The sequence below is a fragment of the Goekera deserti genome, from assembly GCF_010685995.1.
Classification (GTDB): domain Bacteria; phylum Actinomycetota; class Actinomycetes; order Mycobacteriales; family Geodermatophilaceae; genus Goekera; species Goekera deserti.
The window spans coordinates 385,677-408,350 of sequence record NZ_JAAGWK010000009.1 but is presented as its reverse complement, the minus strand read 5'-3'; the positions used below and the strand labels follow the sequence as shown (position 1 = coordinate 408,350).

Sequence of the window (22,674 nt, the reverse complement as noted above, 5' to 3'; positions counted from 1 at the left end):
GGCCCGGACTGCTCGGCGGTCCGGGCCCCGGCGCGGGCGGGTCAGCCCGGCGTGGCGGTCTTGGCCAGGTGCAGCCAGGTGTCGACCACGGTGTCCGGGTTCAGCGACATGGTCTCGATGCCCTGGGCCACCAGCCACTCCGCGAGGTCCGGGTGGTCGCTGGGGCCCTGGCCGCAGATGCCCACGTACTTCCCGCGCGCCAGGCACGCCTTGATCGCCATCTCCAGGACGGCGAGCACCGCCGGGTCGCGCTCGTCGAAGCCGGCCGCGACCAGGCTGGAGTCGCGGTCCAGGCCGAGCACCAGCTGGGTCATGTCGTTGGAGCCGATGGAGAAGCCGTCGACGTGGTCCAGGAAGGCGTCGGCCAGCAACGCGTTGGAGGGCAGCTCGCACATCATCACCACCGACAGGCCGTTCTCCCCGCGGCGCAGACCGTGCTCGCCGAGCAGCGCGACCACGCCCTCGATCTCCTTCACCGTCCGCACGAAGGGGATCATGATCTTGACGTTGGTCAGGCCCATCTCGTCCCGCACGTAGCGCAGCGCCTCGCACTCCATCGCGAAGCAGTCGGCGAAGTCGGCCGACAGGTACCGGGAGGCGCCCCGGTAGCCCAGCATCGGGTTCTCCTCCTCGGGCTCGTACAGCGTGCCGCCGAGCAGGTTGGCGTACTCGTTGGACTTGAAGTCGCTCATCCGCACGATCACCGGCTCCGGGGCGAACGCCGCGGCGATCATCGAGATGCCCTCCGCGACCCGCTGCACGAAGAAGTCCCGGGCCGAGGGGTAGGCGACGATGCGCTCCTCGACCTGCTTCCTCAGCGGCGCGTCCAGGGTGTCGATGTCCAGCAGCGCGCGGGGGTGGATGCCGATCTGCCGGTTGATGATGAACTCCAGCCGGGCCAGACCCACCCCGGCGTTGGGCAGTCGGGAGAAGGCGAACGCCTGCTCCGGTGTCCCGACGTTCATCATGATCTTGGTGCTGATCTCCGGCATCGCGTCCAGCCGGGTCTCCTCGACCTCGAAGCCGACGTCGCCGGTGTAGACGATGCCGGTGTCGCCCTCGGCGCAGGACACGGTGACGGCGTCGCCGTCGGACAGCACCCGGGTCGCGGTCCCGGTGCCCACCACGGCGGGGATGCCGAGCTCGCGGGCGATGATCGCCGCGTGGCAGGTGCGGCCGCCCCGGTTGGTGACGATCGCCGAGGCGCGCTTCATGATCGGCTCCCAGTCGGGGTCGGTCATGTCGGCGACCAGCACGTCGCCCGGGGTGAAGCCGTCCATCTGGTCGATGTCGGTGAGCACGCGCACCGCCCCCGCCCCGATCTTCTGGCCGATGGCCCGGCCCTCGATGACCGGGGTGCCTGTGCCGGTGAGCCGGTAGCGCTCGGTGGTGTTGCCCGAGCGCGACTGCACGGTCTCCGGCCGGGCCTGCAGGATGTAGATCTCGCCGGTCAGCCCGTCCTTGCCCCACTCGATGTCCATCGGGCGGCCGTAGTGGTCCTCGATCCTGAGGGCCTGCCGGGCCAGCTCGGTGACCTCGTCGTCGGTGAGCGAGAGCTGCCGGCGCTCGGCCGGGGCGACGTCGACGAACTCGGTCGTGCGGCCCACCTCGGCGTGCTCGGTGTAGACCATCTTGGTGGCCTTGTCGCCCACGCCGCGCTTGAGGATCGCCGGCCGCCCGGCCAGCAGGGCCGGCTTGTAGACGTAGAACTCGTCGGGGTTGACCGCCCCCTGCACCACGCCCTCGCCCAGCCCGTACGCCGAGGTGACGAACACGGCGTCCCGGAAGCCGGACTCGGTGTCCATGGTGAACAGCACCCCGGAGGCGCCGACGTCGGAGCGGACCATGCGCTGCACCCCGGCCGACAGCGACACCACGTCGTGGTCGAAGCCGTGGTGCACCCGGTAGGCGATCGCCCGGTCGTTGTAGAGCGAGGCGTAGACCTCGCGGACTGCCTGCAGCACGGCGTCGATGCCGCGCACGTTGAGGAAGGTCTCCTGCTGCCCGGCGAACGAGGCGTCGGGCAGGTCCTCGGCCGTGGCGCTGGAGCGCACGGCGAACGAGGCCTCGGCGTCGTCGCCGGCCAGCTTCGCGTAGGCGCTGCGGATGTCGGCCTCCAGGGCCGGGGGGAACGGCTGGTCGACGACGGCCTGCCGGATCTCCCGGCCCGCCGCGGACAGCGCGCGGACGTCGTCGGTGTCCAGGGTGCGCAGCCGCTCGGAGATCCGCTGGGCCAGGCCGGTGTCGCCCAGGAAGCGCTGGTAGGCCGCGGCGGTGGTGGCGAAGCCGTCCGGGACGCTGACCCCGGCGTCGGCCAGGTTGGAGATCATCTCGCCCAGCGACGCGTTCTTGCCCCCGACCACCTCCAGGTCGTCCAGCCCGAGCTCGGCGAACCAGCGGACGTTGTCGGCGTCCGCGGACGGGTGGGCGGCGGCTGCCGCGGGTGTGCTGTCGGTGCTCATGGGCGGGGCGTCCTTCCTCTGTGGGTGTCACGGCCGACCGGGGGGCGGGCTGCGGCGCTCCGCCGTTGACGGGCCAGGGTCTGGATCACCACGGCGGCGATCTCCTCGACGGAGGCCGCCGAGGTGTCCACCGTGGGCAGGTGGTGGGTGGCGTACATCTCGGTGGCGCGGCGCAGCTCCAGGCGGCACTGCTCCTCCGAGGCGTACCGGGACTCCGGGCGCCGCTCCTGCCGGACCCGGCTGAGCCGGGCCACGGTGGTGGTCAACCCGAAGCACCGGTCGGCCAGGCCGGCGACCGGTCGCGGCAGGTCGGTGGTCTCCAGGTCCTCGTCGACCAGGGGGTAGTTGGCCACGAACAGGCCGTGCTGCAGCGCGAGGTACATGGCGGTCGGCGTCTTGCCGCACCGCGACGGCGCCAGCAGGACGACGTCGGCCCGGTCCAGCCCGCGCGGGCTCAGCCCGTCGTCGTGCTCGATGGCGAACTCGATGGCCGCCATCCGGTCGTTGTAGCGCCGGACGTCGCCCACCCCGTGCAGCCGCCGGGCCTCGCGCAGCCCACGGGACCCCAGCTGCTGCTCGACCTGGGCCATGTGCAGCCCGAAGAAGTCGATGATCGGCGCCCTGGTGCGCAGCAGCTCCTCGCGCACCTCGTCGACCGCGGCGGTGGTGAAGCACAGCGGGGTGACCGGGCCGTCCATCACCGCGTCCAGCTGGGCGACGACCTCCCGGGCCTCCTCGACGGTGGAGATGAACGGGATCAGGGTGCGCTCGAAGTGCACGTCGGGGAACTGGATGAGCAGGGCGTTGCCCATGGTCTCGGCGCTGATGCCGGTGCTGTCGGAGAGGAAGAAGACCGGCACCACCTCGTCCGGGTCCCGCGCGCCGCGGAGCTCCCCCAGCGGGTCGGTCACCGCGCACCACCGCCCGCGGCCCGGCCGTGCCCGTGGCCCGAGCCGGGGCAGCCGCCGGTCCGATCGGTCGTGCCTGGACCTTCGGTGTTCACGCCACCTCCCAGCGGAGCAGCCAGCTCGGGGGGTGAGTATGACCTGCCGGTGGCCGGTGGGGGCACCCGCGCTTCGCCCCGGGGGGCGCTGGTCAGCCGGTCGTGTGCAGGGTCACGTGCAGCGCCCGCACCCGCGCGGACAGCTCCTCGTCCGGCCCCGCGACGGGCACCGCCGGTGCGACCGTGGTGACCGGCAGTGTCGCGACCGGCCCCGCCGGCACCCCCAGCTCACCCAGCCACCGGCCCAGCTGGGCCGAGGAACTGGCGTACACCAGCCGGCCCAGCCCCACCCACGCGTGCGCGGCCGCGCACATCGGGCAGTGCTCGCCGGACGTGTAGACGGTCGCGGCGGCCCGCTCGTCCGGGTCCAGGTGCGCGGCGGCCCAGCGGGCGAGGGCGAACTCCGGGTGCCGGGTGGCGTCGCCGCCGGACACCTCGTTGCGCTCCTCGGCGCGGACGGTGCCGGCGGCGTCGACCAGCAGCGAGCCGAACGGCTCGTCCCCGGCGGCCAGTGCCTGCTCGGCGAGCTCGACGCAGCGGGTGAGGTGGGCGCGGTCGACGGGGGAGAGGGTCACGGGGGCAGCCTGCCAGGCACGACCCGGGCCGGGCGCGGGCCGCCGCGGCCGCGCGACGCCACCCTCAGCGTGTCGGGCCGGCGACCCGTCCGGCCGGTCGAGGTGTCGCGTCGACCGGTGGTCGGCGCCAGTGGTTGAGTTGTCGGGTGACCACCGGACCCGACGACGTCGTCGCCGGGCGCTACCGGCTGCGGTCGCAGATCGGCGGCGGCGCCATGGGCGCCGTGTGGCTGGCGCACGACGAGCGGCTCGGCCGGGACGTCGCCCTCAAGCAGGTGCTGCTGCCGCCCGGCCAGAGCGCCGCGCACGCCGAGGAGAACCGGCAGCTGGCCATGCGCGAGGCCCGGATCGCCGCGCGGTTGCAGCACCCGCACGCCGTCGTCGTCTACGACACCGTCGTGGCCGAGGGGCAACCGTGGCTGGTCATGGAGTACCTGCCCTCGCGCAGCCTGGCCGAGGTGGTGGCGGCCGCCGGCGTGCTGCCGGTGGAGCAGACCGCCCAGGTCGGCGCCCAGGTGGCCGACGCGCTGAGCGCGGCGCACGCCGCGGGGATCGTGCACCGGGACGTGAAGCCGGGCAACATCCTGATCGGCGAGGGCCCCGGCGCCGACGGCCTGGTGAAGATCACCGACTTCGGCATCGCCCGGGCCCGGGGGGACGTGCGGCTCACCCAGACCGGGATCGTGAAGGGCACCCCGGCGTTCCTGGCCCCCGAGGTGGCGCGTGGTGAGGAGCCGGGCAGCGCCAGCGACGTGTTCTCCCTGGGGGCGACCCTCTACGCCTGCCTGGAGGGCCAGCCCCCGTTCGGGGTCGCCGAGAACAGCCTGAAGATGCTCTACCGGGCCGCCGCCGGCGACATCTACCCGCCGGAGCGCTCCGGGGCGCTCACCAAGCCGCTGCTGCGGATGCTCTCCGGCGACCCGGAGCAGCGCCCCACGATGGTCGAGGTGCGCGACGAGCTGATCGCCGTCGCGCGGGACGACGGTGACGCCACCGCGGTGCTGACCACGCCGGCGGTGCTGAGCCCCGTCCCGCCGTCGGCGGTGCGGGCCACCACGGCCCGCAGCGCCGCGCCCCGGCAGCAGCCGGCCGCCGCACCGGGGGCGACCGGCCGGCCCCCCGAGCGCACCGCGACCCGCACCGACCTGCCCGCCGGGTCACCGCCGCGCGGGCCGGCGCCGTCGGTCGCCCCGGCGACGCCCCGCCCGGCGCCGGCCCTGCGGCGGTGGCCGCTGCTGGTGGCCGGCCTGCTGCTGCTGGCGCTGGTCGGTGCCGGCATCGCCCTGGTGGTGAGCACCCTGGGCGACGGCGAGGCGGGCTCGAGCGCCGCGAGCAGCAGCGCCAGCACGTCGGCGCAGGAGCCGGCGCCCGCGCCCGCACCGGCCCCCGAGCCGACGGCGCCGTCCACCACGCCCAGCCCCCCGGCCAGCACGATCGCCAGCACCACGGCGGCCCCGGCGCCGACCACGCCCGGCGCGGAGGTGACCGCGAAGGACCTGCAGAAGGAGCTGGAGGAGTACTACAAGCTGCTGCCGGGCAACGCCGACGAGGCCTACGACCGCACCGGCCCCACCCTGCGGGCGCGGCTGGACCGGGAGTCCTACCGCGGCTTCTGGAGCGGCTTCGAGAAGGTCGAGCTGGGCGAGGTCCAGGCCACCGACGGCTCGCTGGTGGTCACCGCCCCGGTCACCTTCGTCCGGCGGGGCGGTGAGGAGGTGCGCGAGCAGCACCAGATCACGTTCGTCCGCGGCCCGGAGGGTCAGCTGCTCGTGGACGTCGACGTCCCCGTCTGAGCAGCCGTGCGTGCGGTGCCGGCGCGCAGCCGCAGGCCGGTGAGCAGCAGCTGGGCGCCGAGTGCCGCGCCGACGCCCTCCCCGGCGCGCAGCCGCAGGTCCAGCAGCGGCTCCAGGCCGAGGCAGCCGAGCACGAGCGGGTGCGCGCGCTCCCGGCTGCGGGACCCGGCGACCAGCGACGCCGCCACCGCGGGCTCGGCCCGCACCGCCACCAGGGCCGCGACGCCGGTGGCCAGCCCGTCCAGCACCACCACCGCCCCGGCTCGGGCCGCGCCGCCGACCACGCCGGTGAGCAGGGCGAACTCCGGTCCGCCGAGTGCGGCCAGCAGCGCCTCGGGGTCCCGGGAGGCGCCCGCCGCCCGCCAGCGGTGCAGCGCCGCGGTGACGACGGCGGCCTTCCGGGCGAGCGTGGCGGAGTCCGCCGAGGTGCCCAGGCCGACCGCCTCGGCCGGTGGCAGGTCCAGCAGCGCCGCGGTCAGCGCCGCGGCCACCGTGGTGTTGCCCACCCCGATCTCGCCCAGCGCGACCAGCCCGGCGGCGGCCAGCTCCGCGCCGAGCCGGGTCCCGCGGTCCAGCAGCTCGCGGGCGGCGGCCGGGGTCAGCGGGTCGGTGTCCCGCAGGTCGCCGGTCGCGCTCCCGGCGTCCACGACGGCGACCGCCAGACCGGCCGCGCGGGCAGCCACCGTGCCCATCGCCCGGCCGGCGCGGGCGGCGTCCAGCAGGTCGTCGGTGACCGACCCGGCGAAGGCGGTGACGCCCAGCCCGGCCACCGGGTGCCGGCCCGCGGCGACGAGCAGCGTGCCGCCGGTGAGCCCGCCGTGGCCGAGGGCGACGACGCGGTCCACCGCCCGGTCCAGCACGCCCAGCGACGACGGCGGCGTCAGCAGGGTGTCCGCGTCGTCGCGCGCGCCGACCACGGCGGCCCGGCCCGGGGCCCGCAGCCGGGACGGCGGGGGAGCGGGGTCGGCCGCCCCCGGCCAGCGGTTGCGGAAGACCACGCTGTCCACCGGCGTGCGCCGCGACCACCCGGCCCGCTCCAGCCCGGGGGCCGGCGGCCGCTCGTCCGGCCAGCCGAGGCACAGCCAGCCCAGCGTCTGCACCCCGTCCGGCAGCCCCAGCAGTCCGGCCAGCTCGTCGGGGCGGAACAGCGTCACCCAGCCGGTGCCCAGCCCCTCGGCGCGGGCGGCCAGCCACAGGTTCTGCACGGCGCACGCGCAGGACCACAGGTCGGCGTCGGGGAAGGTGGCCCGGCCCAGCACGCCGGCGGCCGGCGTGCGCCGGTCGCAGCAGACCACGACGCCCAGCGGTGCCTCCCGGATGCCCTCCAGCTGCAGGTCCAGCAGCCCGCGCGCGGAGTCGGCGTCCAGCTGCGCGGCCTGGGCCAGCCGGGCGGAGTCGGCCATCAGCGCGGCGCTCTCCCGCAGCGCCGGGTCGTCGACGACGAGGAAGCGCCACGGCTGGGAGTGGCCCACCGACGGCGCGGCGTGGGCGGCGGTGAGCACCCGGTCCAGCACCTCGGTGGGCACCGGGTCCGGGCGGTACCGGCGCACGTCGCGGCGGGCGGCGACGACGTCCTGCAGCGCCTGCCGGGCGGCCTCGGGGAACCGCCAGCCGTCCGGTGCCCCGGCCCGGTCGGCCGCGGAGGTGGTGTCGCCGATCAGCGGCACGGGGCGGGGCCAGACCACCGCCGGAGGTTAGCCCGCCCGACAGCGGCACCCTCGGGGCCGGTCCGCGGCCCCAGGTGGGACCCACCCGAGGTCGGTCCGGCCGAGGTGGCTCCGCCCGAGGTCGGTCCGGCCGGGGGGGTCCGGCGGGGGTCGGGTCCGGCCGGGTGGGTGCGGCCGTGTCAGTCGGCCGGGGGCAGCACCCGGGGGGCGAAGACCTCGTCGATCGGCCGCGGCCCGACGTACTGCCGGCACGGGCAGCGCACCCAGGAGTGGCCCTGCCAGCGGCCGCGCTTGTCGTAGGCGTCGCGCGGCACCTCGGCGTGGCAGGTGCTGCTGCCCGGGTCGTGCTGGCTCAGCGGGTGGGCGCAGCCGCACATGGGCGTCAGCGGTGCACCCGGTGCGGTCGGGCGGCGCCGGCCCAGCCGGCCGCCCAGGTAGCCGACCGCCAGCAGTGCAGCTCCGACCAGCAGGCTCACGGGTTCCACGGGTCCGCCTCCTCCACGTCCGCCCACGACGCTAGCGCGGCCGACGGGGTCCCGTCAGGTCGCGGTCGGCCGTCGCGTGCGGGGGACGAGTGGTCCGCGACTGTGACGGCGGGCACAATCAAGGCGTGGACACGTACGCAGTCGGGTTCGCCCGACCGGACCGATGGAAGGCCGACGCCGAGCAGACCGCCCCGTGGCACGCGGTCGAGGCGCACCGGCCCCCCGGTGAGCTGGACGGGGAGATCGAGCTCGCGGTGTGCGGCGCGATCGTGCAGGTGTGGGGGTCGCAGGACTGGGGGCGGGTGGTGATCGGGCGCCGGGCGTGCCAGGTGTGCCGGCAGGCCAGCGCCTCGCCGTCCCTCAGCCGGGCCGGCTGACCGACCCCACGACCGAGTGGGGAATGGTCGTGTCAAGACCATTCCTCTGTGAGCGCAGGATGTGCGCTGTGCGCTGAAGAAGCCATTTCTGCTCGCTGTTCCCCCGCCATTCCGGTGTGCTGGTCGACGTGCGGCACGGTGCCGCCGACCGGACGAGGGAGAACCATGACGACTGCGCACACCCACCCGTCGGCGGCGGCCGGGGGCTCGGCGATGAGCCTGGGCGACTCGGTCTACGAGTCGTTGCTGCGCGACCGCATCCTCTTCCTGGGCAGCCAGGTCGACGACGTGGTGGCCAACCAGCTCGCCGCGCAGATGCTGCTGCTGACCGCGGCTGACCCACACCGGGACATCCACCTCTACATCAACTCACCGGGTGGCTCGGTGACCGCGGGGATGGCCGTCTACGACACGATGCAGTTCATCCCGTGCGACGTCGCCACGTACGCCATGGGCATGGCCGCCTCGATGGGGCAGTTCCTGCTCGCCGCGGGCCACCCCGGCAAGCGGTACGCCCTGCCCAACGCGCAGATCATGATGCACCAGCCGTCGGCCGGCGTCGGTGGCACCGCGGCCGACATCGCCATCCAGGCGGCGATGCTGCGGGCGCTGAAGCAGCGGATGACCGAGATGCAGGCCCACCACTCGGGCCAGACCGTCGAGCGGATCCGCCAGGACGCCGAGCGCGACCGGTTCTTCACCGCCGAGCAGGCCCGCGAGTACGGCTTCGTGGACCACGTGCTCGGCGGGAGCAGCCCGGCGCCGGGCGGGCCGGACGCCTTCTCCCGTCCCTGACAGGTCTGCCCGCCGGGTGACGCCGTCACCGGGCATGCTGCCGGGCATGCGGATCGTCATCGCCCCGGACAAGTTCAAGGGCAGCCTGGACGCCGACGGGGTCGCCGGGGCCATCGCCGCCGGCATCGCCTCGGTGCTGCCGGACGCCGAGTTGCTGCTGCGGCCGATCGCCGACGGCGGCGATGGCACGGTGGCCGCCGCCGTCCGGGCCGGGCACCGCCCGCAGGTGGTCGCCACGACCGGCCCGGACGGCGCCCCGGTGCAGGCCACGATCGCGGTCGACGGCGCCACCGCGGTGGTCGAGCTCGCCACCGCCGCCGGGCTGGCCCAGGCCCCGCCGGCACCGCTGACCGCGACCACGTACGGGGTGGGGCGGCTGCTGGTGGCCGCGGTGGACGCCGGGGCGCGACGCATCGTGCTGGGCATCGGCGGCAGCGCCAGCACCGACGGTGGCGCCGGCATGCTGCAGGCCCTCGGCGTCCGGCTGCTGGACGACACCGGAGCCGAGCTGCCGCACGGTGGGGCGGCCCTGGCCCGGCTGGACCGGGTGGACGTCGGCGGCCTGGACGCCCGGTTCGCCGGCGTCGAGCTGGTGGTGGCCTCCGACGTGGACAACCCGCTGACCGGCCCGCACGGTGCCGCCCACGTCTTCGCACCGCAGAAGGGCGCCGACCCCGACCAGGTGCGGCAGCTGGACGCCGCGCTGGTCCGGTACGCGGCCGTGCTGCGGCGCGACCTCGGTGTCGACGTGGCCGGCCGGCCGGGCGCCGGGGGAGCGGGCGGCACCGCGGCCGGGGCGATGGCGGTGCTCGGGGCGTCGGTCGTGTCCGGGGCGGACCTGGTGTGCGAGCTGGTCGGGCTCGCCGACGCGCTGGCCGGTGCGTCGCTGGCGGTCACCGGGGAGGGCGCGCTGGACGCCCAGACCCTGCACGGCAAGGGGCCGGCCGGCGTCGCCGCCCGGGCCCGGGACGCCGGCGTCCCGTGCCTGGGGCTGGCCGGGGTGCTGCGGCTGGACCCGGCGCAGCTGGCGTCGGCCGGCTTCACCGCGGCCCACGCGCTGGCCGAGGTGGAGCCCGACGTCGCGGTCTGCCTGGCCGAGCCTGCCCGGCTGCTGACCCGGCTCGCTGCCCGGACGGTGCCCGCCCTGCTCTGACTCCTCACCCGCCCGCGATCGACTGCAGGACCTGGACCTCGGCGCCCGCCGGCACCGCGGTGTCCAGCCCGCCGGTGCGCCGCACGTCCTCCCCGTCGACGTAGACGTTGACGTGCCGGCGCAGCTCACCGGCCTCGGTGCGCACCCGGCGGTCGAGGCCCGGGTGCGCACCGGTGAGCGCGTCCAGCACCCCGCGCACGGTCGCGTCCGCCGGCAGCGGCAGCCGTACCTCGGTGGCGTCGCCCAGGTGCGCCGCCAGCGACCGGGGCACCCGCAGGCACACCTCGCCGGGGCTCACGGCAGCACGGCCGCCCGCACGGAGAGCACGTCGGGCAGGTGGTCGGCGACCAGGGCGAAGGTGCGGCCCTCGTCGGCGGAGGCGTACACGTCGCCGGCGCGGCTGCCCAGGTAGACGCCCACCGGGTCGCCGGCGTCGACCGTGGCGGCGTCCCGCAGCACCGCGTTGTAGAAGCCCTCGGGCAGGCCGGACTCCTGCCGCGTCCAGGTGCCGCCGGCGTCGTCGCCGCGGTGCACCGCCAGCCGGCCGCCGGGCGGCACCCGCTCGCCGTCGCTCTGCAGCGGCACCACCCAGATCGTGCCGCTGCGCCGGGGGTGGGCCAGCATCACGAAGCCGAAGTCGGTGGGCAGCCCGTCGGCGATGGACACCCAGGTGTCGCCGTCGTCGTCGGAGCGGTAGACGCCGTGGTGGTTCTGGGCGTACAGCCGGGTGGGGGCCACGGCGTCCCGGGCGACCTTGTGCACGCACTGGCCGAACTCCGGCTCCGGGCCGGGCAGGAAGTAGGCCGAGATGCCGGTGTTGCGGGCCCGCCAGCTGGTGCCGCCGTCGGTCGAGCGGTAGACCCCGCCGCTGCTCATCGCCACGTGCAGCTCGTCGTCGTCGGTGGGGTGCGGCACCACGGTGTGCGCGGCCGGCCCGCCGTAGCCGGCACCCCAGTCGCTGCGGTGCGGGTGGTCCCACAGGCCGCGCACCAGCTCGAAGTGCTCGCCGCCGTCGTCCGAGCGCCACAGCGAGATCGGCTCGCAGCCGGCCCACACCCGCCCCGGCCGGTCCTCGGTGTCCGGGTGCAGCTGCCAGACCCGCTCCAGCACCGCGCCGTCGTCGGCCCCGAACCGGACGGCGCCGTGTTCAGAGTCGCTCCAGGTGGCGCCCAGGTCGTCGGAGCGGGCCACCGTGGGGCCCCAGTGCTCCGAGCGGATGCCCGCCAGCAGCCGGGTGCGGCCCGCCCGGGTGTCCAGGGCGACGCTGGCCACCTCCTGGTTCAGGAAGTGCGGCGGGGACAGCGTCCAGCCGACCCGGTCGGGACTGGTGGCGAGCCAGAGGCCCTTCTTGGTGCCGATGGCGAGGACGGTGCTGCCGGACGTGACCACGGCCACATCGGACCACCGGGGTCCGACAGGATCGACGCCCGCCCGCACCGTCAGCTGATCGGGGGGCCCTCGGGCTCGCTCTGCCGCTCCAGGTCGTCGGCCAGCTCGGGGGTCTCCTGCTCCAGGGCGATGTCGCGCGGCTGCGGGTCGTCCTGCGGGGTGTCGGACGTCGGCGTCGTCATGCCGCCACCCTGCCGCAGCGGGCCGGGCGGGGCGAGTCCGTCGCGCGGCCGAGCCGCGTCATCTCTGGCGGCTGAGGCGGAGGATCTCGTCGACGACGTCCTGGAGCGGCAGGGTCGCATCGACGGCGATGCCCTCCGGGAGCCCTCGCCCGTCCGGTGCAGCCGGAGGACCAGGTCGCGTTCCGCCGGCCGCCCGCCGAACTCGTCGGCCGGCCGCCGGTCCAGCCGTTCCTGCAGTGTCGCGACGTTGACGTGCAGCACGAACACCGTGTCGAACAGGTGGAGGAACTGCGAGGAGTTCCGCGCCCCACCGCAGAAGTACGTTGCCCGATGACGGCGATCGGCCACGATCGACTCCACGCGCGCCACGTCCCAGGTGTGGTTGTCGTGCGTGGCGGTCTCCGTCGGGTGCCCGGTGACCGGGTCGCCCTGGTAGGCCAGCTCGGTGTCGCCGTTGATCGCGTGGAGGCCGCGCCGCTGCAGCTCCCGGCAGACCGACGTCTTGCCGGAACAGGAGACGCCGTCGACCAGGTGGTTGCGCAGGGCCATCGTCGAGGACTCCCGTCGCGGGGCAGGGGAGGGGTGTGGGGCGGGTGGGGCTCGAACCCACGACCCAGGGATTATGAGTCCCATGCTCTGACCGGCTGAGCTACCGCCCCGTGTGCTGCCGCGACAGCTTCTCAGACCGCTCGTCAGAGGTGCCCGCGCCGCCGCTCGATCGCGGCCAGCACCGTCTTCCGGCCCGAGCCGAGGTCGCGCTCCGCCTTCTCCGCCCGGTCCAGCTGGTCGGTGCTGTCCATCGAGGCCACCCGCTTCGTGGCCTCGGCCGCGGTCAGGTCGAGCAGCTCCGCGGTGTGCACGGCGTCGGTGGCTGCACCGGTGTTGGGCACGTGCTGCCCGGAGCCGGACTTCTTGGCCCGGTCGGTCGCCTGCTGCTCCTCGGGGCTCAGCAGTGCCCACGCGGCGTCGGGCAGGTAGCGCTCGGTGCCTTCGCCGTCCCGGGCGTCGGCCGAGCCGTCCCGGGTGTGCCAGTCCTGCTCGGTCCAGGTGTGCAGGTGCTGCTGGGCCTCGGTGCGCTCGCCCTCGTGCACGTAGCCGCCGCCCCGCGCCTCGTACTCGGAGGCGAGCAGCTGGCTCTTGCGGGCACTCCACTGCCCGGCTCGCCCGCCCCTGTCCCCGGCCTTGATCTCCTCCTTGAGCCGGGCGCGCAGCTCCGGCTCGGTGTAGTCGTCCTGGTAGTCCGCTGCCGACTTGCCGCTCATGCGGCAGGTCTACCCGCCCCGGACGCCGGCCACCCACCCGTCGGGCTCCGGCGGGTGGGTGGGGCACGCTGTGGGTGGGGCGGTCAGAGGTCGGCGAGCAGCTCGCACTCGTGGCAGATGCCGTTCGGGTCCTCGAACTCCGGCGGCCAGGTCGTGTCGTCGTCCTCGGCCACGTAGGCGCCGCAGAGGGACTTCTTGCCACCGCCGTTGGTGACGCGGGTGATGGTGGCGTGCGCAGGGCCGATGCGTCGCGGGGTCAGGCCGCCCGGCGCGCTGACCGAGCCGACCATCATCACCGCGTGGGCGGTCCGGTAGCGGAAGGCAGTCGTCATGGGCCCCAGCATGCTGTGAGCACGCGGCAACGATGCGTCACTGGATGGATCGTGTCCCGTGTCGTTCCCCAACAGCCCCGCCCGTCCCACCAGAACTGCCGGGCCGTGGTGGTGCGGAAGCCGAGCTGACAACGGAACCAGCTGGCCCCGGGGCGGATCCGGTGCAGTTCCTGCTCGCCGGGGAGGTGAGCGCTCACGATTTCCACCACTCTGTTCCCAGCGGGCGCAGCGGCCACAGGCCCACTGGCGTAAATGGGTGTCCGTCGGGCACACTGAACCGGCAAGCTCCTGAGTTGTCGTTCACGAGTCCACTGCATCGCGACACCGATCCGTTGGGGAAGACGAGATCAGTCGAGTCGATGGAGGTGCCCCGTGTCACGACGTTCAACCCAGGGTGTCGTCTTCGTGCACGCGTGCCCGAAGGCGCTCTGCCAGCATGTCGAATGGGCGCTCGAACGCGTCGTCGGCGCGCCGGTGTCCTTGACGTGGGCTGACCAGCCCGCGGCTCACGGTTCCTACCGTGCTGAGATCGCCTGGACGGGCGGGACCGGCACCGGGAGCCGGCTCGTCGCTGCTCTCCGGCAGTGGCCCATGCTGCGCTTCGAGGTGACCGAGGAGGCCAGCCACGGCAACGACGGAGAGCGGATGGCGTACGTCCCGGGTCACGGAGTGTTCCGTGCACCCATGAGCGCCAACGGTGACCTCATCATCACCGAGCAGCAGTTGCGGCACCTCGCCGCGACCGCGACCTCGGTGGAGGCGTTCCGCCACGGTGTCGACGAGCTCCTCGGCGCACCCTGGGACGCCGACCTCGAGGTCTACCGGCACGCCGGCGACAGCAGCCCGATCACCTGGCTGCACCAGGTCGTCTGAACCACCCGTCCTCCCTCGTGCGTCCACCACCCTGGCGGCCGACGGCGAGGAAGGTCATCGGTGACCCCCGGTGGGGGTCACCGACCCGAGCACGCAGTGGCCCGGCACCCGGGGAAGGTGCCGGGCCACTGTGTCGTGCACACGGACGTGTCGGGCACACGGACGCCGAGGGGCCCGGGACACGTGTCCCGGGCCCCTCGACGTCCGCCTGCGGTGCCTCCCCGCGGGGAGGCGCCGGCCGTCACAGCGGGATGTTGCCGTGCGCTCCGCGTCCGGGCGGGGCCGAGGCCAGGGCGGCGACCAGGCGGCGCCTGGTCTGCTCCGGCGCGACGACCTCGTCGACCACGCCGATCTCCTGCGCCCGGGCCACACCGCCGGCGATCCGCTCGTGCTCCGCGGCCAGCTGGGCGTGCAACGCCTCGCGCTCACCGGGCAGTGCCGCGGCGAGCTTCTTGCGGTGCAGGATGCCCACCGCCGCCTTGGCGCCCATGACGGCGACCTCGGCGCCGGGCCAGGCGAACACGCTCGTCGCCCCCAGGGAGCGGGCGTTCATGGCGATGTAGGCGCCGCCGTAGGACTTCCGGGTCACCAGCGTCACCCGCGGCACCACCGCCTCGGCGAAGGCGTGCAGCAGCTTGGCCCCCCGGCGCACCACGCCGTCCCACTCCTGGCCCACTCCGGGCAGGTAGCCGGGCACGTCCACCAGCACGACCAGCGGGATCCCGAAGGCGTCGCACATCCGCACGAAGCGGGCCGCCTTCTCCGCCGAGATGGAGTCCAGGCAGCCACCCAGGCGCAGCGGGTTGTTGGCCACGACCCCGACGGTGCGTCCGGCCAGCCGGCCCAGCACGGTCACCACGTTGGGGGCCCACCGCGCGTGCAGCTCCAGCATCGGGCCGTCCAGGACGGCGGCGACCAGCGGCTTGACGTCGTAGGCGCGCTTCGGGTTCTCCGGCAGCAGGGCCCGCAGGTCGACGTCCGGCTCGTGCTCGGCGGGGGAGAAGGTGCCCTGCGCGGCCAGCAGGTCGACGGCCTGCCGCGCGGTGTCCAGCGCGGCCTGCTCGGAGTCGGTGACCACGTGCACCACCCCGGAGCGGCGCCCGTGCGTGTCCGGCCCGCCGAGGCTCTCCATGTCGACGTCCTCCCCGGTGACCGAGCGGACGACGTCGGGTCCGGTGACGAACACCCGGCCCAGCGGGCCCATCACGACCAGGTCGGTCAGCGCCGGACCGTAGGCGGCTCCACCGGCGGCCGGGCCGAGCACCACCGACACCTGGGGGATGCGCCCGGAGGCGCGCACCATGGCGGCGAAGACCTCGCCGACGGCGTGCAGCGCCTCCACGCCCTCGGCCAGCCGGGCGCCACCGGAGTGCCAGATGCCGACCACGGGCACCCGCTCGCGCAGCGCGGCGTCGATGGCGTCGACGATGTGCCGGCAGCCGGCCAGCCCCATCGCCCCGCCCATGACGGTGGCGTCGGTGCAGTAGGCGATCGCCGGCGACCCGTGCACCGTCCCCCGCCCGGCCAGCACCCCGCTGGTGTCCCGGGAGGCGAGCGTGCGCAGCGACCCCGGGTCGAAGAAGGCGGCGAGCCGGGCTTCCGGGTCACGCGGGTCGACGGCGGGGGGAGCGGGCGCGGCGTGCACGGTCGTCACGAATGCCTCCGGGTGAGTGGCTGGAACGGCCTCCTTGCAGGGGCCCCGCGCCGAGCTTGCGAGGTGTGGGGGGGCAAGGGGGTCCTCTTTCAGGCGGTGGTGAAGACCAGGGCCATGTTGTGCCCGCCGAACCCGAACGAGTCGTTCAGGGCCGCGGTGAGCGGGGTGCGCCGCGCCTCGCGGCGGACGATGTCCAGCGCCTGGACGGCGGCGTCGTCGTCCGGGTCGTCGAGGTTGGCGGTGGCCGGCACGACCTGCTCGCGCAGCGCCAGGATCGTGAACACCGACTCCAGCGCACCGGCGGCGCCCAGCAGGTGCCCGGTCTGGCTCTTCGTCGCCGTCACCAGGGTGTGGTCGCCGACCGCGCCGAGGATGGCGGCGGCCTCGGCGGTGTCGCCCACCGGGGTGGAGGTGGCGTGCGCGTTGACGTGGCCGATGTCGGCGGCGGTCAGGCCGGCGTCCCGGATGGCGGCGGTGATCGCCCGGCCGGCGCCCTCGCCCTCGGGGTGCGGGGCGACCAGGTCGTAGCCGTCGGAGGTGGCACCGGCGCCGGCGAGCCGGGCGTGGATGCGCGCCCCGCGGGCGCGGGCGGCGTCGCCGCGCTCGAGGACCAGGCAGGCGGCGCCCTCGCCGAGCACGAAGCCGTCGCGGCCCTTGTCGAAGGGCCGGGAGGCCCGGTGCGGCTCGTCGTTGCGGGTGCTCATCGCGCGCATGGCGGCGAAACCGGCCATCGGCAGCGGGTGCACGCAGGCCTCGGTGCCGCCGACGATCACGATGTCGGCGCGGTCGAAGCGCAGCAGGTCCAGGCCCCAGCGGATCGCCTCGGCACCGGAGGCGCAGGCGCTGACCGGTGCGTGCACGCCGCCCTGGGCGCCGACCGCGAGACCCACGGCCGCGGCCGGGCCGTTGGGCATGAGCATGGGGATGGTGAAGGGGGAGACGCGCTTGGGGCCCTTGGCCTCCAGCACGTCGTCCTGCCCGAGCAGGGTGAGCGCACCGCCGATGCCGGTGCCGATGACCACGGCGATCCGCAGCGGGTCGACGCCGGACTCGGCGCCCTTGGCGTCGCGCCAGGCCTCCTCGGCGGCGACGACGGCGACCTGCTGGCTGCGGTCCAGCCGGCGGGCCCGGACCCGGTCGATCTGGTCGGCCGGGTCGACGGCGAGGCGGGCGACGAGCTGGGCGGGGAACTCCTGCACCCAGTCGTCGGTGATGCGGCTGACCCCCGACCGTCCGGCCAGCAGCGCGTCCCAGGTGGAGGCGACGTCACCGCCGAGCGGCGTGGTGGCCCCGAGGCCGGTGACGACGACGTCGGTCGACGACGTGCTCATGTTCTTCCTCCTGGAGGTGCTGGCCGGACGGCGTGAGGCGATGGAACGGCCCCGTCGCAGGGTCCCGGGCCGCGCGGAGCGTGGTCTGGGGGGCGGTGAGGGGCTGGAACGGCCCCGTCGCAGGGTCCCGGGCCGCGCGGAGCGTGGCCCGGGGGGCGACGGTGTCCTTCTACTGGTTCTTCTCGATGAAGCTGATCGCGTCGCCGACGGTCTTGATGCCGCCGAGTTCGTCGTCGGGGATGGCGACGCCGAACTTGTCCTCGACGGCGGTGGCGATCTCCACCATGGACAGCGAATCGACGTCGAGGTCGTCGGTGAAGGACTTCTCCGGGGTGGCGTCGGCAGGGGTGACCCCGGCGACCTCTTCCAGGATCTCTGCAAGGCCGGCCTGGATCTCGTCGCGAGTGCTCACGCAGGGTCCTCTCTCTGTGGGTACGTGCGGCGGGTGCCGCGGGCTCCGGGACGCGGTGTCCCGGAAGACTGGAGGGCCGGTCAGGGCAGGACGACGACCTGGCCGGCGAAGGTCAGCCCGGCGCCGTAGCCCAGCAGCAGGGCGGTGTCGCCGCTGCGGGCCTCACCGCTCTCCAGCAGGGCGTCGAGCGCCAGCGGGACCGATGCCGAGGACGTGTTGCCGGACCGGACGATGTCGCGCGCGATGACGGTGCTCTCCGGCAGGCCGAGCCGCTTGGCCATCAGCTCGATGATGCGCAGGTTGGCCTGGTGGGGGGCGAACACGTCGATGTCCTGGGGTGTCACGCCGGCGCGGTCCATCGCCTCGGCCAGCGTGGCGGTGAGCTTGGTCGTGGCCCAGCGGTACACGGACTGGCCGGCCATGCTCATCACCCGCTCGCCCTCCGGGATCGCGATGGCGGCGTGCAGGTCACCGTCGCTGCCCCACACGACCGGCCCGATGCCGGGGGTCTCGGCACCGGTGACGACGGCGGCGCCCGCGCCGTCGGCGAAGATCACGGCCGTCCCGCGGTCGGTGAGGTCGATGTGGTCGGTCAGCTTCTCCCCGCCGATCACCAGGGCGTTGCGTGCCGAGCCGGTGCGGATCGCGTCGGCGGCCGAGCTCAGCGCGTAGCACCACCCGGCGCAGCCGGCGTTGAGGTCGAAGGCACCCGGGCGGGGGACGCCGAGCTCGTGGGCGATGCGTGCGGCCAGCCCCGGGATGGCCGTCGGCGGGGTGGTGGTGGCGAGCACGACGAGGTCGATGTCGGCGGCGTCGAGGCCGCTGGCCGCCAGTGCCTTGCCGCCGGCGGCGACCGACATGTCGACCAGGGACTCGTCGGGGCCCGCCCACCGGCGCTCGGCGATGCCGACCCGGGACTGGATCCAGTCGTCGCTGGTGTCCATGGTGGCGGCGAGGTCGTCGTTGGTCACCCGGCGGCGGGGCCGGTAGCTGCCGAAGCCGCTGATCCGGGCGGCCGGGGAGCCGGTGGTCGTCTGCAGGCCGGTCATCGCGGTGCTCCCGGGTGGTGGGCGTGGTCGTGGGCGCTCATGCGGACTCCTCCGGGTAGAGACGGGCCAGCGGGTCCCCGGCGTCGACCAGGTCGCCGTCCTGCACGAGCCACTCGGCGAGCACGCCGTCGTAGCCGGCAGAGACGTTGACCTCCTCCCGGCGGCTGCTCACGCAGCCCAGCGGGGTGCCGGCCGGCAGCCGGGTGCCCTCGGCGACGTCGGCCGGCCGGACGGTGCCGCGCACCGGGGAGACCACCACCCGCCAGTCGGGCAGGTGCTCGGCCTCCGCGCGGCCGCGCTCGGCGGCGATCAGCTCGCGGGCCCGGTCCAGGTCGGCGGGGCCGGTCAGTGCCAGGTGCTCGACGTCGCCGCCGGCGGTGCCCTTCCAGTGCCGCTTGGCCAGACCCACCAGCGCGCCTGCCGGGGGCAGCTCGATGACGGCGCTCACGCCGAGCCCGCGCATGGTGTCCAGGCAGGCGTCGAAGCGGACGGGGCTGGTGACCTGGCTGACCAGCCGGGCCAGCGCGGTGGCGCCCGAGTCGACCGCGGCGCCGTCGGCGTTGGACAGCAGCAGGCGGCTCGGGTCCTCCGGGCGCAGGCCGCCGGCGAGGCCCTCCAGGTGCTCGCGGGCCGAGGCCATGTAGGGGGTGTGGAACGCCCCGGCCACGGGCAGCGGCATGACCCGCGCCTTGGCCGGCGGGTCGGCCCTGAGTGCGGCCAGGGCCTCGGTGGAGCCCGCCGCGACCACCTGGCCGCCGCCGTTGCGGTTGGCCGGCACCAGCCCGCGCGACTCGATCGCGGCCAGCACCTCGTCCGGGTCGCCGCCCAGCACCGCGGACATGCCGGTGGGGGTCTGCGCGCAGGCCTCGGCCATCGCCCGCCCGCGTACCGAGGCCAGCGCGATCGCGGCCTCCACCGACAGCACCCCGGCCAGCGCGGCGGCGGTCAGCTCGCCCACGCTGTGCCCGGCGATGACGACGTCGCGGCCGGTCTGCGGGGTGTGCGGCGTGCGGCCGGGCAGCCCGCCCAGCTCGCGGGCCACGAACAGCGACATCGCGACCACCAGCGGCTGGGTGACCGCGGTGTCGGTGATCGCCTCGGCGTCCCCGGTGGTGCCCAGCTCGACCAGGTCGGCGCCGGCGAAGGCACCCGCCCAGCGGAAGAACGACTCGGCTCCGGGGAGCTCGAGCCACTCGGTCAGCATCCCGGGCTTCTGGGCGCCCTGTCCGGGAGCGAGGATGGCCAGCACGGGTCCAACCGTGCCAGTACCCGGTCGCCCCCGGGGTGGCGTCTGGGACGAAAGACCGGGGCGGTCCTTTGGAGGATCCCTCCAAACGAGACGCCGGCAACTCGCCTCCATGCGGCGTGTTGGTGGTGGTCGCCACAGCCCGGGCACAGATCCCGGTGCCACTCAGTGCCAGAGCGAGCGCTCACCGCCCAGGTGGGTGAGGGCGAGCGCCACCTGCAGGGTCCAGCTGCCGCGCGGGTCGGTCAGCGAGCAGCCGGTGAGCTCGGCGGCCCGTTTGAGCCGGTACCGCACCGTGTTGGGGTGCACGAACAGCGCCCGGGCGCTGGCCTCCAGGTTGCCCCCGTTGGCCAGCACCGTCTGCACCGTCTCCAGCACCTCGCCGCCGGCGGCCTGCAGCGGCAGGGCCACCCGCTCGGACAGCGTGGTCCGGGCGAGCGGGTCGCCGTCCAGGGCGCGTTCGGGCAGCAGCTCGTCGGTGCCGACCGGCCGCGGCACCCCGGGCCAGGCGGGTGCGGCCCGCAGACCCGCCAGCGCCGCGGTCGCGGAGTCCCCGGCGCGGGAGAGGTCCTCCACGGCGGGCCCGGTGACCACCGGCCCGGGGCCGAACTCGACCGCGATCCGCGCGGTGGCCACCTCGAGGTCCTGCACGCCGCCCAGCACCACCACCAGCTGCTCGGCGTGCACCCCGAGCAGCACCTCGCAGCGCAGGGCCCGGGCCGCCCGGGTCACCGACTGGTGCAGGTCGCCGGGGCCCTCCGGGGTGGCGCCGACGACCACCACCACCGGGCTCACCCCGCCCCAGCCCAGGGCCGCGGCGCGACCGGGCAGCTCGTCGTCCCGCTCGCCGCGCACCAGCGCGTCCAGCACCAGGGCCTCCAGCCGGGCGTCCCACGCGCCCCGCTCCTCGGCGAACGTCGCGTAGACCCGGGCGCTGGCGAAGGCGACCTCCCGGCTGAAGTGCAGCACCGCCAGCCGCAGCGCCTCGGCGTCGCCGGGCTCGGCCAGGCTCTCCACGTGGGACTCGACGACGTCGACGGCGACGGTGATCAGGTCGACGGTCTGCTTGAGCCGCACGACGCGCACCAGGTCCCGGGGGGCGGCGCCGAACACCTCACCGGTCAGCCGGGGCGGCCGGCCCGGCTCGCGGCACCACTCCACCAGCGAGGCGACGCCGGCCTGCACCACCAGCGTCACCCAGGAGCGCTGGTCGGCCGGCATGGCCCGGAACCAGCTGAGCTCCTCGTCCATCCGGCTCACCGCGCGGGTCGCCAGCGAACCCGACGCGCGCTCCAGCCGGCGCAGCGTCGCCTCGGTCGGCGGCTGGGTGATCACCCGGCCAGCGTGTCACGACAGCGGGCGGCAGGGAGAGTGGAGCGGTGACCTCCTCCCCGTCGTCGACGACGACGCGCGGCCGCGCCGCCCCCGCCCCGGCGGTGGCGGCGACCGGCGTCGCACTGCTCGTGCTGGCCCTGCTGACCCTCGCCGTGGCCACCGGGTGGGCGCCGCTGGCCCGCCTGGACCGGTCGCTGAGCCTCGCCGCCTACGCCGGGGACGACCGCTCGCACCTGCACTCCGTGGTGCTGGAGGTGCTGACGGCACCCGGCCTGACCGCGATCCGGGCGCTGGTGCTGCTGCCGGTCGTGGTCTGGCTGCTGCTGCGCGCGGCGCGGGTGGCGGCGCTGTGGGTGGCCGTGGCCGGCACGCTGGTCGGGCCGCTCACCGCCGTGGGCAAGGAGGCGGTCGGCCGGGTCCGCCCGGACTTCCTGCGGGGCGGGGACCGTTACGACTCGTTCAGCTTCCCCAGCGGGCACTCCTCCGGGATCGCCACGCTGGTCGTCGTCGTCCTGGTGCTGGCGTGGCCGCGGCTGTCCCCGGCCGCCCGCCGGCCGGCGCTCGCCGCCGGCGTCGCGCTGGCGGTGCTGGTCGCCGCCACCCGGATGTGGCTGGGGGTGCACTACCTGTCCGACGTGGTGGCGGGCCTCGCGCTCGGGACGGCGTGGGCGCTGCTCACCGCCGCCGTCGCGGGCACCCTGCCGGGCGGGCGGACGCCGCTGCCGGGTGGGCCCGCCCCGCGGGCGGGTGGACCTGCGCCGCTGCCGGGTGGGCGGGCCCGGTGACCGCGGGGCTGGTGTCCCGGGTGCTGCACGAGGTCGCCGACGGCTCGCTCGGCCCGCTGCTGCGGGTCACCGAGGACAGTCTGGCGCCCGGTGCCGGCTACGGCCGGCACGCCCACCGCGACGTCGACGTGGTGGCGGTGGTGCTGGCCGGCGGGCTGACCCACGCCTGGTCCGGGGGCGCGGAGCTGCGTGCCGGCGACGTCGGCGTGCTGCGCGCCGGGACCGGCCTGGAGCACGACGAGGTGGCCGGCCCGGACGGTGCGCTGGTGGTGCAGACGTACCTGCGAGCGGCGGCCGCCGGACGTCCGCCGGCGCACGAGGTGCGCGCCGCGCCGTCCGGCTGGGTCGACCTCGACCGGGACGACGCCCGGCTCTGGCTGGGCCCGGCGGCGGACGCGCCGGGCGGGGTGCTGGTGCCGGCCGGCCCGGGCCGCGCGCTGGTCTGGCAGCTCGACCCGGCACGCCCCTCGTGGGCGTGCTGACCGTCCCGGGGTGGGCATCGGGCGCCGGGTGT

General features: G+C 75.5%; 23 protein-coding genes and 1 tRNA gene. 7 read left to right on the top strand and 17 right to left on the bottom strand.

Annotation, left to right across the window (positions count from 1 at the left end):
* Positions 1-41: 41 nt before the first annotated feature.
* From ppsA to G1H19_RS06300, 3 genes are all read right to left on the bottom strand, one after another.
* Complete coding sequence (gene ppsA, locus G1H19_RS06310) at positions 42-2,462, bottom strand: phosphoenolpyruvate synthase (RefSeq protein ID WP_152728509.1); 2,421 nt, start codon at positions 2,460-2,462, stop codon at positions 42-44.
* On the bottom strand, positions 2,459-3,373 hold the full coding sequence (locus G1H19_RS06305; RefSeq protein WP_235928020.1) for a pyruvate, water dikinase regulatory protein: 915 nt from the start codon (positions 3,371-3,373) through the stop codon (positions 2,459-2,461). The genes ppsA and G1H19_RS06305 overlap by 4 nt, the downstream gene beginning before the upstream one ends.
* Positions 3,374-3,557: 184 nt before the next feature.
* A complete protein-coding gene (locus tag G1H19_RS06300; protein ID WP_162392610.1) occupies positions 3,558-4,040 on the bottom strand; it encodes a nucleoside deaminase in 483 nt (160 codons plus the stop codon).
* A gap of 146 nt (positions 4,041-4,186) precedes the next feature.
* On the opposite strand from G1H19_RS06300, the gene G1H19_RS06295 reads away from it, so the two are divergent.
* Positions 4,187-5,833, top strand: a complete 1,647-nt coding sequence (locus G1H19_RS06295) for a serine/threonine-protein kinase (RefSeq protein WP_202925838.1) — start codon at positions 4,187-4,189, stop codon at positions 5,831-5,833.
* On the opposite strand, the gene bluB is transcribed toward G1H19_RS06295, so the two are convergent.
* Entirely contained in the window at positions 5,800-7,518 is a 1,719-nt protein-coding gene (gene bluB, locus G1H19_RS06290) for a 5,6-dimethylbenzimidazole synthase (protein ID WP_162392609.1), read from the bottom strand. The genes G1H19_RS06295 and bluB overlap by 34 nt on opposite strands.
* A 161-nt stretch (positions 7,519-7,679) precedes the next feature.
* A complete protein-coding gene (locus G1H19_RS06285; RefSeq protein WP_162392608.1) occupies positions 7,680-7,985 on the bottom strand; it encodes a hypothetical protein in 306 nt (101 codons plus the stop codon).
* 125 nt (positions 7,986-8,110) lie between these two features.
* Here G1H19_RS06285 and G1H19_RS06280 point away from each other — a divergent pair, with 125 nt between their 5' ends.
* The 3 genes from G1H19_RS06280 to G1H19_RS06270 all read left to right on the top strand — a co-directional run bounded on the left by G1H19_RS06280 (position 8,111) and on the right by G1H19_RS06270 (position 10,310).
* The gene (locus G1H19_RS06280; protein WP_162392607.1) at positions 8,111-8,362 is read left to right on the top strand and encodes a hypothetical protein; all 252 of its coding nucleotides are present in this window, start codon (positions 8,111-8,113) and stop codon (positions 8,360-8,362) included.
* A 165-nt stretch (positions 8,363-8,527) separates the two neighbouring features.
* Positions 8,528-9,157: an ATP-dependent Clp protease proteolytic subunit gene (locus tag G1H19_RS06275; protein WP_152728511.1), complete on the top strand. Its 630-nt coding sequence runs from the start codon at positions 8,528-8,530 to the stop codon at positions 9,155-9,157.
* A 46-nt stretch (positions 9,158-9,203) separates the two neighbouring features.
* The gene (locus G1H19_RS06270; RefSeq protein ID WP_152728513.1) at positions 9,204-10,310 is read left to right on the top strand and encodes a glycerate kinase; all 1,107 of its coding nucleotides are present in this window, start codon (positions 9,204-9,206) and stop codon (positions 10,308-10,310) included.
* A gap of 4 nt (positions 10,311-10,314) precedes the next feature.
* On the opposite strand, the gene G1H19_RS06265 is transcribed toward G1H19_RS06270, so the two are convergent.
* The 6 genes from G1H19_RS06265 to G1H19_RS06240 form a co-directional block, all read right to left on the bottom strand.
* Positions 10,315-10,608 (bottom strand): ubiquitin-like small modifier protein 1, encoded by a 294-nt coding sequence (locus G1H19_RS06265; RefSeq protein ID WP_162392606.1) that lies wholly within the window; start codon positions 10,606-10,608, stop codon positions 10,315-10,317.
* Positions 10,605-11,699: a WD40/YVTN/BNR-like repeat-containing protein gene (locus tag G1H19_RS06260; RefSeq protein WP_174278019.1), complete on the bottom strand. Its 1,095-nt coding sequence runs from the start codon at positions 11,697-11,699 to the stop codon at positions 10,605-10,607. Before G1H19_RS06260 ends, G1H19_RS06265 begins: the two co-directional genes overlap by 4 nt.
* 50 nt (positions 11,700-11,749) lie before the next feature.
* Positions 11,750-12,430 (bottom strand): hypothetical protein, encoded by a 681-nt coding sequence (locus G1H19_RS06255; RefSeq protein ID WP_202925884.1) that lies wholly within the window; start codon positions 12,428-12,430, stop codon positions 11,750-11,752.
* 36 nt (positions 12,431-12,466) lie between these two features.
* Positions 12,467-12,540 (bottom strand) — tRNA-Ile (locus tag G1H19_RS06250).
* A 33-nt stretch (positions 12,541-12,573) separates the two neighbouring features.
* Positions 12,574-13,143, bottom strand: coding sequence for a hypothetical protein (locus G1H19_RS06245; RefSeq protein WP_152728517.1), 570 nt, complete (start codon positions 13,141-13,143; stop codon positions 12,574-12,576).
* Between the two features lie 83 nt (positions 13,144-13,226).
* Complete coding sequence (locus G1H19_RS06240) at positions 13,227-13,475, bottom strand: hypothetical protein (RefSeq protein ID WP_152728519.1); 249 nt, start codon at positions 13,473-13,475, stop codon at positions 13,227-13,229.
* Positions 13,476-13,880: 405 nt separating this feature from the next.
* Here G1H19_RS06240 and G1H19_RS06235 point away from each other — a divergent pair, with 405 nt between their 5' ends.
* Positions 13,881-14,348, top strand: a complete 468-nt coding sequence (locus G1H19_RS06235) for a DUF3145 domain-containing protein (protein ID WP_235928019.1) — start codon at positions 13,881-13,883, stop codon at positions 14,346-14,348.
* Positions 14,349-14,589: 241 nt separating this feature from the next.
* Here the strand turns inward: G1H19_RS06235 and G1H19_RS06230 are convergent, their stop codons facing one another.
* From G1H19_RS06230 to G1H19_RS06205, 6 genes are all read right to left on the bottom strand, one after another.
* A complete protein-coding gene (locus G1H19_RS06230; protein WP_162392603.1) occupies positions 14,590-16,002 on the bottom strand; it encodes an acyl-CoA carboxylase subunit beta in 1,413 nt (470 codons plus the stop codon).
* Positions 16,003-16,091: 89 nt separating this feature from the next.
* On the bottom strand, positions 16,092-17,333 hold the full coding sequence (locus G1H19_RS06225; protein WP_152728525.1) for a beta-ketoacyl-[acyl-carrier-protein] synthase family protein: 1,242 nt from the start codon (positions 17,331-17,333) through the stop codon (positions 16,092-16,094).
* A 169-nt stretch (positions 17,334-17,502) separates the two neighbouring features.
* Positions 17,503-17,745, bottom strand: coding sequence for an acyl carrier protein (locus G1H19_RS23840; protein WP_162392602.1), 243 nt, complete (start codon positions 17,743-17,745; stop codon positions 17,503-17,505).
* 80 nt (positions 17,746-17,825) lie between these two features.
* Positions 17,826-18,794: a beta-ketoacyl-ACP synthase III gene (locus tag G1H19_RS06215; protein ID WP_174278018.1), complete on the bottom strand. Its 969-nt coding sequence runs from the start codon at positions 18,792-18,794 to the stop codon at positions 17,826-17,828.
* A 37-nt stretch (positions 18,795-18,831) separates the two neighbouring features.
* Positions 18,832-20,043 carry an acyltransferase domain-containing protein gene (locus tag G1H19_RS06210; RefSeq protein WP_162392601.1) on the bottom strand — a complete coding sequence of 404 codons (1,212 nt, stop codon included), beginning with the start codon at positions 20,041-20,043 and terminating at the stop codon, positions 18,832-18,834.
* 162 nt (positions 20,044-20,205) lie between these two features.
* The gene (locus tag G1H19_RS06205; RefSeq protein WP_235928018.1) at positions 20,206-21,375 is read right to left on the bottom strand and encodes a PucR family transcriptional regulator; all 1,170 of its coding nucleotides are present in this window, start codon (positions 21,373-21,375) and stop codon (positions 20,206-20,208) included.
* Positions 21,376-21,419: 44 nt separating this feature from the next.
* Here G1H19_RS06205 and G1H19_RS06200 point away from each other — a divergent pair, with 44 nt between their 5' ends.
* Together G1H19_RS06200 and G1H19_RS06195 are read left to right on the top strand one after the other, a co-directional pair.
* The gene (locus G1H19_RS06200; protein WP_174278017.1) at positions 21,420-22,160 is read left to right on the top strand and encodes a phosphatase PAP2 family protein; all 741 of its coding nucleotides are present in this window, start codon (positions 21,420-21,422) and stop codon (positions 22,158-22,160) included.
* Entirely contained in the window at positions 22,157-22,642 is a 486-nt protein-coding gene (locus G1H19_RS06195; protein ID WP_162392600.1) for a pirin family protein, read from the top strand. Before G1H19_RS06200 ends, G1H19_RS06195 begins: the two co-directional genes overlap by 4 nt.
* Positions 22,643-22,674 lie beyond the last annotated feature (32 nt).

What these genes read in the sequence shown, in the direction of transcription:
- ppsA (WP_152728509.1), bottom strand. Translation starts at nt 2,462, where the DNA reads ATGAGCACCGACAGCACACCCGCGGCAGCCGCCGCCCACCCGTCCGCG.
- G1H19_RS06275 (WP_152728511.1), top strand. Translation starts at nt 8,528, where the DNA reads ATGACGACTGCGCACACCCACCCGTCGGCGGCGGCCGGGGGCTCGGCG.
- G1H19_RS06270 (WP_152728513.1), top strand. Translation starts at nt 9,204, where the DNA reads ATGCGGATCGTCATCGCCCCGGACAAGTTCAAGGGCAGCCTGGACGCC.
- G1H19_RS06255 (WP_202925884.1), bottom strand. Translation starts at nt 12,430, where the DNA reads ATGGCCCTGCGCAACCACCTGGTCGACGGCGTCTCCTGTTCCGGCAAG.
- G1H19_RS06245 (WP_152728517.1), bottom strand. Translation starts at nt 13,143, where the DNA reads ATGAGCGGCAAGTCGGCAGCGGACTACCAGGACGACTACACCGAGCCG.
- G1H19_RS06240 (WP_152728519.1), bottom strand. Translation starts at nt 13,475, where the DNA reads ATGACGACTGCCTTCCGCTACCGGACCGCCCACGCGGTGATGATGGTC.
- G1H19_RS06225 (WP_152728525.1), bottom strand. Translation starts at nt 17,333, where the DNA reads ATGAGCACGTCGTCGACCGACGTCGTCGTCACCGGCCTCGGGGCCACC.
- G1H19_RS06215 (WP_174278018.1), bottom strand. Translation starts at nt 18,794, where the DNA reads ATGACCGGCCTGCAGACGACCACCGGCTCCCCGGCCGCCCGGATCAGC.